The organism is Amycolatopsis sp. lyj-108 (assembly GCF_046549005.1).
Taxonomy (GTDB): Bacteria; Actinomycetota; Actinomycetes; order Mycobacteriales; family Pseudonocardiaceae; genus Amycolatopsis.
In genome coordinates this window covers 84,627-101,123 of sequence record NZ_JAJPWQ010000004.1, presented here as the reverse complement: position 1 = coordinate 101,123, position 16,497 = coordinate 84,627, and the positions used below count along the sequence as shown (strand labels likewise).

The 16,497-nt window shown below is 69.1% G+C and carries 12 protein-coding genes and 1 pseudogene; 11 read left to right on the top strand and 2 right to left on the bottom strand.

The features are described from left to right. Nucleotides 1-3 precede the first annotated feature (3 nt). The 4 genes from ACLJO0_RS16430 (at nucleotide 4) to ACLJO0_RS16415 (ending at nucleotide 6,013) form a co-directional block, all read left to right on the top strand. On the top strand, nucleotides 4-1,026 hold the full coding sequence (locus ACLJO0_RS16430; protein ID WP_410579384.1) for an alcohol dehydrogenase catalytic domain-containing protein: 1,023 nt from the start codon (nucleotides 4-6) through the stop codon (nucleotides 1,024-1,026). Nucleotides 1,027-1,101: 75 nt separating this feature from the next. Further along, nucleotides 1,102-1,473 (top strand): VOC family protein, encoded by a 372-nt coding sequence (locus ACLJO0_RS16425; RefSeq protein WP_125795797.1) that lies wholly within the window; start codon nucleotides 1,102-1,104, stop codon nucleotides 1,471-1,473. Between the two features lie 7 nt (nucleotides 1,474-1,480). After that, on the top strand, nucleotides 1,481-4,414 hold the full coding sequence (locus ACLJO0_RS16420; protein WP_410579383.1) for an arabinosyltransferase domain-containing protein: 2,934 nt from the start codon (nucleotides 1,481-1,483) through the stop codon (nucleotides 4,412-4,414). A gap of 24 nt (nucleotides 4,415-4,438) precedes the next feature. Beyond that, nucleotides 4,439-6,013: a GMC family oxidoreductase gene (locus ACLJO0_RS16415; protein ID WP_410579382.1), complete on the top strand. Its 1,575-nt coding sequence runs from the start codon at nucleotides 4,439-4,441 to the stop codon at nucleotides 6,011-6,013. 7 nt (nucleotides 6,014-6,020) lie between these two features. Here the strand turns inward: ACLJO0_RS16415 and ACLJO0_RS16410 are convergent, their stop codons facing one another. After that, the gene (locus ACLJO0_RS16410) at nucleotides 6,021-7,154 is read right to left on the bottom strand and encodes an epoxide hydrolase family protein (protein WP_410579381.1); all 1,134 of its coding nucleotides are present in this window, start codon (nucleotides 7,152-7,154) and stop codon (nucleotides 6,021-6,023) included. Between the two features lie 261 nt (nucleotides 7,155-7,415). Here ACLJO0_RS16410 and ACLJO0_RS16405 point away from each other — a divergent pair, with 261 nt between their 5' ends. The 7 genes and pseudogenes from ACLJO0_RS16405 to ACLJO0_RS16375 all read left to right on the top strand — a co-directional run bounded on the left by ACLJO0_RS16405 (nucleotide 7,416) and on the right by ACLJO0_RS16375 (nucleotide 14,926). Continuing rightward, entirely contained in the window at nucleotides 7,416-8,756 is a 1,341-nt protein-coding gene (locus ACLJO0_RS16405; RefSeq protein ID WP_410579380.1) for an aspartate aminotransferase family protein, read from the top strand. 50 nt (nucleotides 8,757-8,806) lie between these two features. Beyond that, nucleotides 8,807-9,055: a DUF1702 family protein gene (locus ACLJO0_RS16400; protein ID WP_410579379.1), complete on the top strand. Its 249-nt coding sequence runs from the start codon at nucleotides 8,807-8,809 to the stop codon at nucleotides 9,053-9,055. Further along, nucleotides 8,980-9,530, top strand: a pseudogene (locus ACLJO0_RS16395) (DUF1702 family protein). The gene ACLJO0_RS16400 and the pseudogene ACLJO0_RS16395 overlap by 76 nt, the downstream one beginning before the upstream one ends. 116 nt (nucleotides 9,531-9,646) lie before the next feature. Beyond that, complete coding sequence (locus ACLJO0_RS16390; RefSeq protein ID WP_410579378.1) at nucleotides 9,647-10,618, top strand: DUF1702 family protein; 972 nt, start codon at nucleotides 9,647-9,649, stop codon at nucleotides 10,616-10,618. A gap of 3 nt (nucleotides 10,619-10,621) precedes the next feature. Next, nucleotides 10,622-12,592, top strand: a complete 1,971-nt coding sequence (locus ACLJO0_RS16385; RefSeq protein ID WP_410579377.1) for a CRTAC1 family protein — start codon at nucleotides 10,622-10,624, stop codon at nucleotides 12,590-12,592. 4 nt (nucleotides 12,593-12,596) lie between these two features. After that, nucleotides 12,597-13,595, top strand: a complete 999-nt coding sequence (locus ACLJO0_RS16380; RefSeq protein ID WP_410579376.1) for an enediyne biosynthesis protein — start codon at nucleotides 12,597-12,599, stop codon at nucleotides 13,593-13,595. Next, nucleotides 13,592-14,926: a cytochrome P450 gene (locus tag ACLJO0_RS16375; protein ID WP_410579375.1), complete on the top strand. Its 1,335-nt coding sequence runs from the start codon at nucleotides 13,592-13,594 to the stop codon at nucleotides 14,924-14,926. The genes ACLJO0_RS16380 and ACLJO0_RS16375 overlap by 4 nt, the downstream gene beginning before the upstream one ends. A 16-nt stretch (nucleotides 14,927-14,942) precedes the next feature. On the opposite strand, the gene ACLJO0_RS16370 is transcribed toward ACLJO0_RS16375, so the two are convergent. Next, a complete protein-coding gene (locus tag ACLJO0_RS16370; RefSeq protein WP_410579878.1) occupies nucleotides 14,943-16,478 on the bottom strand; it encodes an acyl-CoA carboxylase subunit beta in 1,536 nt (511 codons plus the stop codon). Between the last annotated feature and the right edge of the window lie 19 nt (nucleotides 16,479-16,497).

Here is a 16,497-nt window from a genome sequence, read left to right as displayed (position 1 = left end):
CTCGTGCGAGCAGCGGTCATTCCCGGCGTGAACGAGAAGTGGGAAGTGCGTGACGTGCCGACACCGGCGCCGGGGCCCGGCGAGGTACTGGTGGAGGTCCGCGCCTGCGGGATCTGCTACAACGACATCCTGGCCACTAGCGGTGCCATCCCCTTTCCCGCCACGGATCCGGCGATCCCCGGCCATGAGGTGGCGGGCGTCGTCGTCGAGGTCGGCGCGGGCGTGACCAGTAGGCGGACCGGTGACCGCGTCGGTGTCACCTGGGTCCAGGCCACCTGCGGGCGCTGTGCACACTGCCGGTCTCATCGGCCGGTTGGCGGGCAGGCGGCGCTGAACTGCACCGCCCCTTCGATGACCGGGTTCACCGTCCCCGGCGGTCAGGCGCAGTACCTGGTGGCGGCGGCGGAGGCGACCGTGCTCATCCCGGACGGTCTGCCCGACGAACTCGCCGCGCCCATGCTCTGCGCCGGTTACACGGCCTGGAGTGCCTTCCGGGCGGCCGAGCCGCGTCCGCACGACCGCGTCGCCGTGCTCGGCATCGGCGGAGTCGGCCACCTCGCCCTCCAGTTCGCCAAGGCGTCCGGCGCGGAGACCATCGCGGTCACCCGGTCACCGGACAAGCACGACCTCGCCAGGGCACTCGGCGCCGACATCGTGGTCGCCGACGGTGAAGAGCTGCGCGACGTGGGAGGAGCCGACATCGTCCTGGTGACGGGAACCTCGTATGCCGCGGCCACGGACTGCCTGCACGGGCTGCGCGCCGACGGCCGGATGGTGCTCGCCGGCATCGACCCGGCAGGCGGCTTGACGATTCCGCCGAATCTGTGGCCACCGTTCTTCGCCCAGCGCCACAAGCTGATCGGGGCCACGCACAACGGTCTTCACCTGCTGAGCGAAGCACTCGACCTCGCGGCATCGAGGGCGGTGGTCCCGCAGGTGGAGACCTTCCAGCTCAACGAGATCAGCCACGCGGTCGACCGGGTCGCTTCGAGCACGGTCCGGTTCCGGGCGGTGATCACGCCCTGACGTGACGCCGTCGGGGACGAACAGCCCCTTTACAGCAGCACTTTCGGATCCACCGAGCACCGAGGAGAGATGTCCATGCCCACCACGAAACAGGCGTTCAGCGGGATGTCGGTGAACGACCTGCAGAAGGCCCAGCAGTTCTACGGCGGGACACTCGGGTTCGAAGTGACGAAGAAGTTCGGCCAGCTGCACGTTCACCTCCCCGGCGGGCACAAGGTGCTCATCTACCGCAAGCCGGACCACCGGCCCGCCACCTACACGGCGCTGTACCTGCCGGTCAGCGACGTCGACGAGGCGGTGGACGAGCTGACCGCACGGGGCGTCGTCTTCGAGCGCTACACCAAACCTCGTACCGACGAGAAGGGGATCTTCCGGGGCAGGGGGCCGGACATCGCCTGGTTCACCGACCCGGACGGCAACGTGATCGCCGTCGTCGAGGAGAGGTGACCACGGAATGCCCGCCGCCGGACAGGTCACCCGGCGGGGTGCGCGATACCGCGTCGTCGCCGGGTCGACCGGTCTGCTGGCGGTCCTGGTCACCCTGACCGTCCCGTTCCTCCCGGTTTCCCAGGCAACGACCACGGTGACTTGGCCGACCGCGTACGGCACGCGCGCGGTGAACGCCCCGTTGACGAGCTACTCCCCGACGCGGCTGGACGCCACGATCGGCTGTGCCACGGCGAGAGCCTTGGACAGCCGGATGAGCGGCCCCGGCACTCTGCTGTCCACCACGCCACCGGCCTCGCCTCTCGGCGCCATCGCCGGACTCGCACTGAGCGTCGACAACGGCCTCTTGATCGTGCGGCCGCGAGGCGAGCCCCAGACGTTCGTGCCGCTGCCCGGCGGCGACTGCGACATCACTGTCACCGCGACCGCTGCCGCGACGCTTACCTCGATCGGCGGCTCGCCGGTCGCGGTCGTCTCCGGGGACCACCGTCCTCAGCTGACCGGGATCTACTCCGACATCGACGGCGCACAGGACGGCGTCCGGGGCCTGTCCGTTCGCGCGGAGGTGGACAACCGGTTCGACACGAGCCCCTCACCGATGAAGCTCATCGCGATCGCGCTCGCGATCACCCTGACCGGCTGCGCGGTCCTCGCCCTGCGAGGAATCGACGGCCGGGGACGCCGGCCGTCCCGCCACAGGCGGCGCCCGGGGAAAGCCGACCTCGTTGTCACGGCGGCGCTGACGGCGTGGTGGGTGATCGGGACGCGTACCCCCGACGACGGCTACATCCTGACCATGGTGCGCGATCGCGTGAACGCGGGCTACCTGCCCAACTTCTACCGATGGTTCGGCGCACCGGACTCGTTCTTCGGCTGGTTCTACGAGGGCTACGCCCTTCTGACGCGGCTGTCCGAGGCAGGTCCGGTACTCCGGCTGCCGTCACTCATCATGGGCGTCGGGACCTGGCTGGTCATCGATCACGTCCTGCTGCCGCGGCTGGGTGCGCGGACGCGAGGCGGAGCATCGCGGTGGGCCTGCGCGGCCATGTTCCTGGCGTTCTGGCTGCCGTACAACGACGGCTTGCGTGCCGAGCCGGTGATCTTGTTCTTCACCGCGCTGGTCTACGGGGCGGTCGAGCGCGCCATCGCCACCCGCAGGCCCCTTCCGGTCGCTCTCGCCGCGTTGTGCGCGGGACCGGCGCTGGCGGCGAGCCCCACCGGCCTGCTCGCCACACTGCCCTTCCTGGTCGGAGCCCGTCCGCTGCTGCGTCTGGTGCGGGAACGAGTGCGGGTGCGCGGGTTCGTGGCGGTCGCTCCGCCGATCGCCGCCGCGGCGACCGTGATCGGCACCGTGGTGTTCTGGGACCAGAGCTGGCGTTCGCTCGCCGACGCCACCAGGCTGCATTTCGACCTCGGCCCGGCATTCGGCTGGTACGAGGATCATCTGCGCTACGCCGACCTGCTCAGCGACTCCGTGGCCGGTTCCGTCGCTTACCGGCTGCCGGTCTTGCTCACGATCGTCTCGCTCGTGGTGTGCGCGGTGCTGCTGATCCGGCGCCGTCGGCTCGCCGGCTTGGCGACGGCGCCGTTGCGCAGACTGCTGGGTCTCACGGTCGGTACCTTCGCCGTTCTCGCGCTGGCCCCGACCAAGATCTCGCACCAGTTCGGGATCCTCGCCCTCGCCGGCCCCCTGCTCGCCGCCGCGATGACCAGGACGTGGGCTCCCCCGGTGACTCGGACCCGTCGCGACGCCGCTCTGGTCGCGACCGCGGTCTTGCTGGCTGCCGCGCTGGCGCTGTCCGGACCGAACACCGCCTGGTACGTGTCGGGCTGGGGTTTCCCGTTGGCAGACGGCGCACCGGCGGTGGGCCCGATCCCGCTGCGGACCGTCGCCGTGATCCTGGCCTGCGCAGCCGCCGCCGTCGTGGTCGTCGAACACCTTCGGGGCAGGCCCTCGGCCGCCCGCACCCGTTCCCGGACGGCGCCGGCCCTGCTCGTCTCGACCACCATGGTGCTGGCCCATTTCACCTCGGCCGGTGTCGCGATCGGTCGGCAGCACGACAGTTACAGCCCCGGGGCGGACAACTTCGAACGCCTCGTCGGCAGGGGCGGATGCGGTCTGGCCGACGACGTCCTCGTCGAAACCGATCCGTCTATCGGAAGCCTGACCCCCGCGGACGGCGAGCAGGCCCGAGCGCCGTGGGCCGACGCCGGCGGTGGGCTGGCGGGAACGCCGTGGTACGCGCTGCCCGCCACGGCGTCGAACGGTGAACTCCCGGTCGTCCTGCCGATCCCGGCCGGGAACACCGGCGACCTCACCGTGGAATTCGGCCACCGGGGGCCCGGTGGGCCGAGCGTCACCCGGCGCTCTGTCGCGGCGGGCATCCCGGAAGTGCGGGTCCCCGTCGATGGCGACGCCGTCGGGGCGGACCGGATCCGGTTCCTCGCCCCGGCCGCCTCGATCACCGGGGCGAACGGCGTGCCCAGAGTCCCTCGGGTACGCACGTTGACCGAAGTCGTCGCGGACGCGCCCACGTACATCGACTGGCCCGCCGCGTTCCCCTTCCCGTGCCTCGACGTCATCGGACCGCGGAGCGGGATCGGCAGGCTGCCGCGCTTTCGGATCGACGGCGACGCCACCTTCCGGTACTCCGGGTGGTCGTGCGCGGAAAAGGGTGGTCCGGCCGGCTGGCTCGACGTCGTCGGCGGACGGCGGACGCTCACCACCTACCTGCGCGGCCGTCCCACCACCGACTGGGGGCAACTGCAGGTCATCGAGCCGTACGCGCCGGAGGCACTTCCCTCGGACGCGGCGGTCAGCACCGCTCCCTCGCGCACCGTGCCGGGGACCTGGTCCCCCGGACCGCTGCCCCGCACCGTCACACCGCCGCCTGGTCCGTCCACTTCGGATGGTCCGGACGGGTTCCTGTGCTTCGGATGACGAACACCAACGCCTGGAGGGATCTTGTACGACTATGTGATCGTCGGCGCGGGTTCGGCGGGCTGCGTCCTGGCGAACCGGTTGAGTGAGGACCCCGGCGTCGAGGTCTGCCTGCTGGAGGCCGGGCCTGCCGACACCAACGAGAACATCCATACCCCGTACGCCTTCGTAAAACTCTTCCGTACCGCGCTCGACTGGGACTACGACAGCCACGACGAGCGGCACTGCGGCAACCGCCGGATCTACCTGCCCCGCGGGCGAGTACTCGGCGGGACGAGTTCGATGAACGCGATGGTCTATATCCGCGGACACCGCTCCGACTACGACGGCTGGCGGCAGCCGGGCTGGAGCTACCCCGAACTCCTGCCCTATTTCAAGCGGTCGGAGGACAACGAACGCGGCGCTGGCGCCTACCACGGAACGGGTGGTCCGCTGGCCGTGTCCGAGAGCAGGTCACGCAATCCCATGACGACCGCGTTCGTCGAGGCGGCCACGGAGACCGGGTACGCGGCCAACGCGGACTTCAACGGTGCCGAGCAGGACGGGTTCGGCCATTACCAGGTGACCCAACGCGAAGGCCGCCGCTGCAGTACCGCCGCCGGATTTCTGCGCCCCGTGTCGGATCGTCCCAATCTCACCGTGCTGACCGACCTTCAGGTGCACCGCGTGGTGCTCGAGAACGGGAGAGCGTGTGGCGTGGAAGGTGAGCGGTTCGGCGAGCAGGTGTCCTTTCGGGCCGAACGGGAGGTGATCCTCTCGGCGGGGGCCTACAACTCACCCCAGTTGCTCATGCTGTCCGGGGTCGGACCCGCCGATCTTCTCACCGGACTGGGTATCGGGGTGCTGGTCGACCAGCCGGAGGTGGGGGCGAACCTGCAGGACCATCCCCAGGTGAACCTGAACTTCGCGCATACCGAACCGGTCAGCCTGCTGGTCACCGCCGAGCCGCGTCACGTGGCGGAGTTCGAACGCTCCGGAACGGGGCCGTTGACGTCCAACGGTCCCGAGGCGGGCGGGTTCATCCGGACACGCGACGGCCTGGCCGCACCGGACGTCCAGTTCCACGCGGCGCCGATGATGTTCCTCGCGGGCGGGCTCGGAGCGCCGACCGGGCACGCACTGTCCTACGGCGCTTGCGTTCTCGCGCCGCGCAGCCGCGGCAGCGTCCGCATCGTGTCACCAGATCCGACCGCCAAACCGCGCATCATCCACGACTACTACGCCGAGCCCGAAGACCTCGACGTCGCGGTGGCGGGCCTGCGGGCCGGGCTGGCGATCGCCCGTGGATCGGCGCTGCGGAGGTACACCACGAGACTGCTCGACCCACCGGAGTCCGACTACGACGACGACCTGCGCGACCATGCCCGCCGGCACACCCAGACGCTGTTCCACCCCGCCGGAACCTGTGCGATGGGCACGGTACTCGACGCCGGACTACGCGTGCGAGGAGTGGACGGCCTGCGCGTGGTGGACGCCTCGGTGATGCCGCGGCTCGTGCGCGGCAACACCAACGCGCCCACCATCGCCATCGCGGAGAAGGCCGCGGATCTGATCCGCGGCCGGGAACCGCTGCCTGCGGAGGAACCCCTACACCCGTAGGCGGCGCTCAGCGTAGGCGGGAGAAGAAGCGGCGAACGTCGGCGACGAACTCGTCCGGCTGCTCGAGTGCCGGGAAGTGCCCGCCTCGTTCGAACTCCGACCAGTGGACGATCGTGGGCAGGTCCCGTTCGGCGAGGCGACGGATCGGGGGCAGGATGTCTTCGCCGAACACCGCGACGCCCACCGGTGTGGTAATCAGCGCACTCTCCTGGCCGACGCCACGCAGGTCGGCGGCACTCTCGTAGTAGTGGTGTGCCGAAGAGCCCGCCGTCGCCGTCAGCCAGTAGATCGTGGCGGCGGTGAGCAGGATGTCCGGATCGAGCGGCTGTTCGCCGGTCCAGTCGTGGTACCGCTCCGCGATCCAAGCCAGCTGCCCCACCGGTGAGTCGGTCAGTGCGTAGGCCAGGGTCTGCGGCTTGGTGGACTGCAACTTCATGTACCCGGACAGTTCCTCGTCGAACCGCTTCAGCCTACCGAGCCGTTCCCTGTCCACAGCGGACAGATCGGCCAGCTCGCCGGGGGCACCCGAGGGAAAGGTCAGCAGCATGGTCAGGTGGATACCCACCGGATCCACGGACCGCAGCTTGCCCAATTCGAGGGAGATCACCGAACCGGCGTCACCCCCGTGCGCGCCGTACCGGTCGTAGCCGAGCTCGCGCATGAGCTCGGCCCATGCCCCCGCCACCCTGCGGGCGTTCCAACCGGCGTCCTCGGTGCGGCCCGAGAACCCGAAGCCGGGGATGGATGGCACGACCACGTGGAACGCGTCCGCGGCCTCACCACCGTATGCGCGGGGATCGGTCAGCCGCGGGATCACCTCCGCGAACTCGGCGACCGAACCCGGCCAGCCGTGGGTGAGCACCAGTGGAAGCGCGTCGGTTTCGGGTGAGCGCACGTGGAGGAAGTGGACCTGGGCGCCGTCGATGGTCGTGACGTACTGGTCGAACTCGTTCAGCCGCCGCTCCACGGCACGCCAGTCGAACCCGGTCCGCCAGTAATCGGCGAGATCGCGGAGATAGTCCAGCGGGACCCCGCGTTCCCAGCCGGCGTCCGCGATTTCGGAGGGCCACCTCGTATCCGCGATCCTGCGTCCCATTTCGTCGAGCTCGTCTTGGGCAACAGCGATCTGAAAAGGACGCATTGTTCTCGCCTCGACTCCGGTCGGGAAGGGACACCGCATTCCGGTTCCCCTGCTCGCAGTCACGCTAAGGCGGACCGTGGCGGAATTCCGTGTGCGAACGTGCTGTGCCGGATGACGAAGCATTCTGCGAGCTGGTGGGCCGCCGCCGGATTGCTAACGTCGACTGTGCCCCGGAAGGTCAGCGGAATCCGCGCATTCGCAGTTCCACGACGAAGATCGGAGTATGCAGTGACGATTTCCAGCCCAACGGGAACGGCGCGGATGACAGCGGACGCGCTCGAGGCACTCGACCGGCGTCACCTCATCCATCCGCACCAGCGCGACTCCCGCTCCGAACGACACGTGATCGTGCGCGGCGAAGGCTGTCTCGTCTGGGACGCGCGCGGCACCGAGCTGCTCGACGCGACCGGAGGCGCGAACTGGCTGTGCCAGGTCGGCCACGGTCGCCGGGAGATCGCGGACGCCGCCGCCGAGCAGCTCGCGCGGCTGGAGTACTTCACGAGCTTCGACGTGTACTCCAACGACAAGTCCATCCTGCTGGCCGCTCGCCTGGCCGAGCTGGCTCCCGCCGGCCTCGACCGGGTCTTCTTCACCAACGGCGGCTCGGAGGGCGTCGACACGGCGATCAAGGCCGCACGGCTCTTTCACCACCGGCGAGGCGAGCCCGAACGCACTTGGCTCCTCGCCCGGCGGATGGGGTACCACGGCGCCACCTACGGCAGCGGCACGGCGACCGGCTTCGACGGTATGCAGCACGCCGTCGGCCCGAACCTCCCGCACGTGGAGAAGCTCACGCCGCCGCATCCGTACCGTGCCGAGTTCTACGACGGCCAGGACCCGACGGACTTCCTCGTCGCCGAACTGCGGCAGACGATCGAGCGTATCGGCGCGCATCGGATCGCCGCGATGATCGGGGAGCCCGTCATGGCGGGCGGCGGCGTGATCACCCCGCCGCCGGACTACTGGCCCGCGGTGCGCGAGGTCCTCGACGAACACCGGATCCTGCTCATCGCCGACGAGGTGGTCACCGCGTTCGGCCGCACCGGAAGCTGGTTCGACTCGGAACGGCGCGGGATGCGGCCCGACCTCGTCGTCACGGCCAAGGGACTCACCAGCGGCTATGTCCCGCTCGGCGCTGTGCTGCTCGGCGACCGGATCGCCGACGCACTGACCGGAGGCGACGGTTTCTTCCACGGGCACACGTACTTCGGCCACGCCGTCGCCTGCGCCGTCGGACTCGCCAACCTCGACCTGATCGAGCGGGAAGGCCTGCTGGTCAACGCGACTCGGATCGGCGACTGGTTCCGCGAAGGGCTGGCGGCCGCGGCGGACCTGCCTGTCGTCGGTGACGTGCGGGTCGAGGGTGCGACCGCCGGCATCGAGCTGGTCTCCGACCGGGACACCCGGGAGCCGATCATGGCCGCCGAGGTGGCCGCCGAGATCCGCGAGGCGCATCAGGTGGTGGTCCGCGACTACGGCAACACCATCGTGCTCTCCCCGCCGCTCGTGCTCGACGAGGAGCAGGCGGCACGGACGACGGGGGCCGCGACCGAGGTCCTGTCCCGGCTCGCCCCCGACGGACAGATCACCGGCGGGCACTGAGGCCCTATCGATCAGCACCGGGAGGATCGCGTGCCCACCTTCACCGGTTCGTGCGAAGGCTCCTGTTCACGCCGAAGCTCGCCGACGTGACGTTCGCCGGACGGGGATTCCCCGTCGGGACACCGAAACGACGGCTGGAAGCTATTCCTCAAGCCGTCGTCTGCGGATTCGAGTGGGCAGACGCACGCGTGCCCTTCTCGCGTACATCGGCATCGGGTTCGCGATGGCACGGCTTCCCCGGCCACTGTGGAAGAAGGTGCTGCCCGACCTCGCTCCCGGCCCGTTCCACCCCACGATGAGCTGGCTCGCCGTGGACGGCTACGGCTTCGATCTCGCCTAGTTCCACACGCGACGGTGGGTCGACCGGCAGGAGTCCGTCACGGCCTATCCGTGGCAGGGCTGTCCGCGCTATTTCCCTCGTGCCTTCGACCAGGGGCTCGGCCGGGCGCTCTGGTTCATCCACAACGGAGACGCGTCGAACACCGCCGTGGCCGTGAACCGGTTCGCCGAGTCCCGGCGCACCGACCTGTGGAGCGGTCCGGGCATGCGCCTTCGCTGGCGCTCGGTTCGGTCTTCGCCACCAGTGCGCGGGCCATGGCCGGGTACCTGCCGTCACACACCACCGAGACCGGCGCCGAGCTGACCGGACTGTCCTCCACCGAAGCCGTCGAACTCGCGATGCGGACCGCGGTCTCCTCCGAGGACGACGGGAGTTCCTCGGCGTACGAACTGTGGCGGGAACGTATCCGCGGAAAGTTCGCCGAAACCGCCTGAACGGTCCAGGAAAGGCGCCACGCACAGAGCATCGGCGGACATAGAAAACCCGGCTGCGGTACTGCGACGATCGTATACGGCCAACCCTGAAACAACAAACCGAGGAGCGAGCCGTTTTGAGCAGCCATTGGCGAACGTTGAGGCGTCGCATACTCACCCCCGACAGCGCGCAGTCGACCATGGCGGTACGCGGTTTCGAAGTAAAGAACGAAACCGGCAAAGAACTGCTCGAAACAATCGGCTCCACCTTTCTCGACGGCTATGGGACCGCGGTCGAGGCGAGGTCGACCACCGCCGCCGAATATCGGCTCCAAAGCGTTCCGGAACGTTTCCGGGGCTTCGCCTACGAAGGCGCGGCGATGGGTTTCGCCGTGCTGGACGCGCTGCCGCCGCGTGGACGCCGGGTGACCAGGTTCTTGGCGGGACGCGGCACGGAGCATCTCTACATGGCCTACATCGGCGTCGGCTGGGCCTTGGCCCGGCTCCCGCGCCTGCGCTGGCCATCGATCGAGGCACTCGACCCGCTCCTGCGCTGGCTCCTCCTTGACGGCTACGGCTTCCACCAGGCGTACTTCCACACCCGCGAGTACGTCCACGAGCAGTACCGGGACAACCGGTTCGCCTGGCCCGACGCTCCCCTGCCCTACGCGCAGCGGGTGATCGACCAGGGAATCGGCCGGGCGCTCTGGTTCGTCGCGGGCACTGACCCCGAGGTCGCCGGGCGGCTGATCGACGCCTATCCAGGCAGCAGGCACGCCGACCTGTACAGCGGAGCGGGCCTGGCGGCCACCTATGCCGGCGGAGTGTCCACAGAGGAACTCCGTCTGTTCTTCGAACGAGCCGGGAAACACCAGCCCGATGTCGCACAGGGCAGCGCCTTCGCGGCCGAGGCACGGCTGCGTGCCGGGTTGCGTGTCCCGCACACCGGTCTCGCCACCGAGGTGTTCTGCGGCAGGACGCCCGAGGAGGCGGCCGAAGTCTGCCGCCGGACCAGACCCATCGACACCGGCACGCACGACGGCGTGCCTGCTTTCGAGGTCTGGCGACGGCGTATCGCCGACGAGTTCGTCCTCACGGGAAGGTCTTGAAACGTGACTACGGAACCAAGCCGGGTTCGGCGGCAGCTCCCCGGCATCATCGCGGTCGTCCTGATGGTGCTCGGTTACCTCGTCGTACGGCTGCCCTCCACCGACGCGGCGGAAGGTGACCGCCTCGCGGCCAGGTACGCCTTCACCCCGATGTCGATCGCGCTCCCCGCCGCGCCACGACAGCAGAACATCCGCACGGTCAACAAGGACTACGAACACATCCGCGCGTGGATCTCCTCGGTCGGCGCCGCCGTCGCGATGAACGACCTCGACGGCGATGGACTGGCCAACGACCTGTGCCTCGTGGACCCGAGGTCCGATCAGGTCATCGTGACACCGACGCCGGGCGCGGGCGGCGACCGGTACGCGCCGTTCGCGCTGAACCCGTCCGCCTTGCCGATGAACGACGTGATGGCCCCGATGGGTTGTGTGCCCGCGGACTTCAACGAAGACGGCCGGATGGATCTGCTCGCTTACTACTGGGGACGTACGGCGATCCTGTACCTGGCCGCGTCCGAGACGCCGGCGCTGTCGGCGAACACCTACCGCGCCACCGAACTGGTGCCGGGCCCGAACTCCACGAGCGGCCGGTACACCGGTCCACAGTGGAACACCAACTCCGCCACGGTCGGCGACTTCGACGGCGACGGACACGACGACCTGTTCATCGGGAACTATTTTCCCGACAGCCCGATTCTCGACGGGTCCGCCGACGGCGGTGTCGAGATGAACCGATCGATGTCCCACGCCGATAACGGCGGGGACAAACTGCTGTTCCGCTGGACCGGCGCCACGTCCGGCGCGTCGCCGTCCGCGCGGTACGAGAAGGCCCCCCGCGACGTCTTTCCCGAGGAAGCACGCAACGGCTGGACGCTGGCGTCGAGCGCGACCGACCTCGACGGCGATCTGCTGCCCGAACTGTACGTTGCCAACGACTTCGGGCCGGATCGGCTGCTGTACAACCGATCCACGCCGGGACACTTCGTGTTCAGCTCGGTGAGCGGGCCCAGGACACCCGGCGTGCCGAAGTCCAAGCGCCTTGGCGACGACTCGTTCAAAGGTATGGGAGTCGACTTCGGTGACCTCGACGGAAACGGCCTGAACGACGCGTTCGTCAGCAACATCACCACGTCGTTCGGTATCCAGGAGAGCAACTTCCAGTTCATGGCGACGGCGCAGGACAAAGAGGACCTCCGCGCGCGGCTGAGCGCCGGTGAAGCCCCCTATGACGACCGCAGTGCGCAGGCCGGAACGGCGTGGACGGGCTGGGGCTGGGACACGAAGATCGACGACTTCGACAACAGTGGCGTGCCCGCCATCGCGCAGGCGACCGGGTTCGTCAAGGGCGGGATGAACCGGTGGCCGCAGCTGCAGGAGCTCGCCACCGCCAACGACGCGTTGCTGGACAACCCCTATTGGTGGCCCAACGTCCGCAGCGGCGACGACCTCGCGGGCGACCAGGCTCTGCGGTTCTTCGCGAAGGGAGCCGACGGCCGGTACACCGACATCGCGGACCGGCTGGGACTCGCGGTTCCGGTACCCACCCGCGGGATCGCCACCGGTGACGCCGACGGCGACGGCAGGCTCGACCTGGCCATCGCCCGGCAGTGGGACGCGCCGGTCTTCTACCGCAACACCGGTCCCGCCACCAACGCGTTCCTGCGTCTCCGGCTCCACCACGAACCGTCCGTGACCTCTGCCGCCCCGCCGTCGGCGGGCTCACCGGTGATCGGCGCCCAGGTCACCGTCACGACAGCTGACGGGCGGCGCCTGATCGGCCGCGTCGACGGCGGCAGCGGGCATTCCGGCAAGCGCAGCCACGACGTCCACATCGGACTCGGCGAGACCGGCGCCGAGCCGGTCGCCGTGACGCTTCAGTGGCGCGACCGGTCCGGGCAGGTACGGAAGACGGACCTACGGCTCGGTCCGGGCACCCACACATTCGAACTCGGTTCGCAGGCGAAGGAGAAGTGATCCGATGACGGACACGACGACCGAGAAACAGTCCGCCGTCCCACGGCACGATCCCAAGGTGGTCGTCGCACTGCGCCGCTTCGCCATCTCGATCACCGTCTTCAACGTCCTCGGCTACACCGTGCTCGGATTCGAGCAGCCCTGGTCCTGGCCGCTGATCGCCCTGCTCACCGCGTACGCCACCGAGATCGCCCTCGAACTCGTCTCCGCCCGGACCGACCGGCGCGCTCCTCGGTTCCTCGGCCACGGGGGCAAGGGGCTGCTGGAGTTCCTCTATCCCGCCCACATCACCGGGCTCGCGCTGAACATGCTGACCTATGTCAACGACCAGGTCCTCGTGATGATGTTCGGCGTCTTCGTCGCGGTCAGCGCGAAGTGGGTGCTGCGGGCACCGGTACGGGGCCGTCTCCGGCATTACATGAATCCGTCCAACCTCGGCATTTCGGTCATTCTCCTGCTGTTCCCCTGGGCCAGCATCTCGCCGCCTTACCACTTCACCGAGCGGGTGGACAGCTGGATCGGCTGGCTGATCGTCGCCGTCATCCTGGCTTCGGGCACGATGCTCAACGCGAAGCTGACCGGCCGGATGTGGCTCATCGGCGCCTGGCTCGTGGTGTTCGTCCTGCAAGCCGTCGTCCGCGGATGGCTGTTCGACACCTCGATCTCGGCGGCGCTCGGAATGATGACCGGGGTCGCTTTCGTCCTGTTCACCAACTACATGGTCACCGACCCTGGCACCTCGCCGTCCAGTCCCGGGGCGCAGGTGGCGTTCGGCGCCGGCGTCGCGCTGCTTTACGGGTTCTTCATGATCTCGCAAATCGCCTACGGACTGTTCTTCGCGACGACCGCGGTCTGCCTGATCCGCGGTCTGTTCCTGTGGTCGCTGCACCTGGTCCACACGGCGGCCGAGCAGCGAGCCGCCGAACTCGCAGTGCGACGGCCAGGACATCACGACGGCGGGGTCGCCAAGCCTCCGATCGCGACCGAAGGTGCGCGAACGTGACGAGCGCCCGCCGTCCACCGGGACCGCCGTGGACGGCAACACCACGACTTCTCGGGCAGTTGTTCACAGACCGGCTGGAGCTGATCGGGTCGGCGACGTCGACCTACGGTGACGCGGTGAGGATCGCCATCGGCCCGAAGGCGCTCTATGTCTTCAACCATCCGGATCACGTCAAGCACGTCCTCGCCGACAACAACACCAACTACCACAAGGGAATCGGCCTCGCGGAGGCCCGGAGGACACTCGGCGACGGCTTGCTGACCAGCGACGGCGAACTGTGGAGCAAGCAGCGCCGGACCGTCGCACCGGCGTTCTCGACGAAACGGATCGCGCGGCAGGCCGCGGTCGTCGCCGAGGAGGGCAGGGCGCTGGTCGACCGGTTGCTCGCCAGACACGGCCATGGGCCGGTGGACCTGGTCGGCGAGATGACCCGGCTGACCCTCGGGGTGCTGGGCAGATCCCTGCTCGACGCGGATCTTGACGCGTTCGGTTCGATCCGGCACTCGTTCGAGTCCGTTCAGGACCAGGCAATGTTCGAAGCGGTGACACTGGGGCTCGTGCCCCGGTGGCTGCCGCTGCCGATCCACCGGCGGTTCCGGCGTTCCCGCCGCGAACTGCGCCAGGTGGCCGACGAGCTGATCGCCCGGCGACGGTCCGCACCAGTGCCCGGTGCGGACGACGTGCTGAGCAGATTGGTCGCCTCCGCCGACGGTGAGGCCGGTCTGCGGCAGGCCCGTGACGAGCTGATCACGCTGCTGCTGGCCGGGCACGAGACGACGGCCAGCACCTTGAGCTGGACCATGACGCTGCTCGACCGGCATCCCGAAGTCGCGGACCGGATACACCAGGAGGCCGTCGACGTGCTCGGCGACCGTCCACCGGAGTACGAGGACCTGCACCGGCTGACGTACACGTCCATGGTCGTCGAAGAGGTCCTCCGGCTCTATCCACCGGTTTGGCTGCTGCCGAGGATCGCGGTGTACGACGACGAGGTGGCCGGGTACTCGGTGCCCGCCGGCTCGGATGTCGTGGTCTGCACCTACACGCTGCACCGGCATCCCGAGTTCTGGCCGGAGCCCGACCGGTTCGCCCCGGAGCGTTTCGCGCCACAGGGGGCGAGCGGGCGGCCACGCTATTCCTACATCCCGTTCGGTGCGGGCCCGCGCTTCTGCGTCGGCAACTCCCTCGGTGTTCTCGAGTCGGTCTTCGTGGTGGCGATGATCGCCAGGGAGCTACGGCTGTCGACTCTCCCCGGCGCCCGGTTGGTCCCGGAGCCGATGCTTTCGCTGCGTGTGCGGGGCGGGCTGTCGATGACGGTGCACCCGGTCTGAGCCGCGGCCGTGTGCGTTACAGCGGTATGTTGCCGTGTTTGCGCCGTGGACGCGGCTTGCGCTTGCCGCGCAGCATGACCAGGCCACGCGCGATCGCGGCCCTGGTCGTCGCCGGATCGATGATGTCGTCGACCAGGCCGCGTTCGGCGGCGTAGCGCGAGTGCAAGAACCGCTCGGCATAGTCCTCGGCCAGCAGCCGGGCACGGTCCGGATCACCGGCCGGTTTCTCCTTGGCGTACAGGACGTTCACCGCGGCTTCCGCGCCCATCACGGCGATCTGGTTGGTCGGCCAGGCCAGGGAAAGGTCGGAGCCCACCGACCGGGAATCCATGACGATGTAGGCACCGCCGTAGGCTTTGCGCAGCACGACCTGGATCCTCGGTACCGTCGCCTCGCAGTAGGCGTAAAGCAGTTGTGCGCCGTGCCGGATGACGCCCTCGTGTTCCTGTTCGGTGCCGGGCAGGAACCCCGGCACGTCCACCAGGGTGACCAGCGGGATCCCGAACGCGTCACAGAACCGGACGAACCGGGCCGCCTTCTGCGCCGCCCGCCGGTCCAGCACGCCGGCCAGCACCATCGGCTGGTTCCCCACCACTCCGACGACTTCGCCGTCCACGCGGGCGAGTGCGCATACCACGTTGCGTGCCCAATCCTCGTGCACCTCGAAGAACTCGCCGTCGTCGACGAGTTCGCCGATCACCGCCTTCATGTCGTAGGGCCGATTCGGCTCGGCAGGCACGATCTCGGCCAACCGGGGCCGCACGTCACGGGACGCGCCGCGGACGGCCGTCACCGGTGTGGGTTCCATGTTGTTGGACGGCAACAGCGACACCAGGTAGCGGACGTCGGCAAGGCAGGCGCCTTCGTCGGCGTGCACGACCGTGGCGACTCCGGAACGTTCACCGTGGACAGTCGCGCCGCCGAGCTCCTCGTGACTGACCCGCTCACCGCTGACCGCTTCCACCACGTCCGGCCCGGTGAGGTAGAGGCGGGCGGTATCGCGCACCATGAAGGTGAAGTCGGCCAGTGCGGGCGAATAGGCCGCGCCTCCGGCCGACGGCCCGAGCACGACACTGATCTGCGGGATCATGCCGGACGCCGCGACCTGTCTGCGGAAGATCCCGCCGTACCCGTCGAGTGCCTGCACGCCCTCCTGGATCCGTGCGCCCCCGCTGTCGACCAGTCCGATGATCGGGCTTCCGGTCTCCGTCGCGAGGTCGAGCACCTTCTGGATCTTGGCCGCGTGTGCCGCTCCGAGCGATCCGCCGAAAACGGTGAAGTCCTGGGCGTACACGAAGACCCGCCGCCCTTCGATGGTGCCGGAACCGATGATCACGCCGTCGGTGAACGGCCGTCTCTCGTCGAGCTTCGGCCCCCGGCTCTGGTGGCGGCGGTGGATTTCGAGTTCGGTGAACGAGTCCTCGTCGAGCAGCATGGCCAGCCGTTCGCGCGCGAGGTGCTTGCCGAGGTCGCGCTGGCGCCGGACGGCCACGCGATCACCGGCCACGATCGCGCGCTTCAGCTCCGCGTTCTCCGCGGTCAGCTCACGCAGCGAACGGGGCGGCACCTCG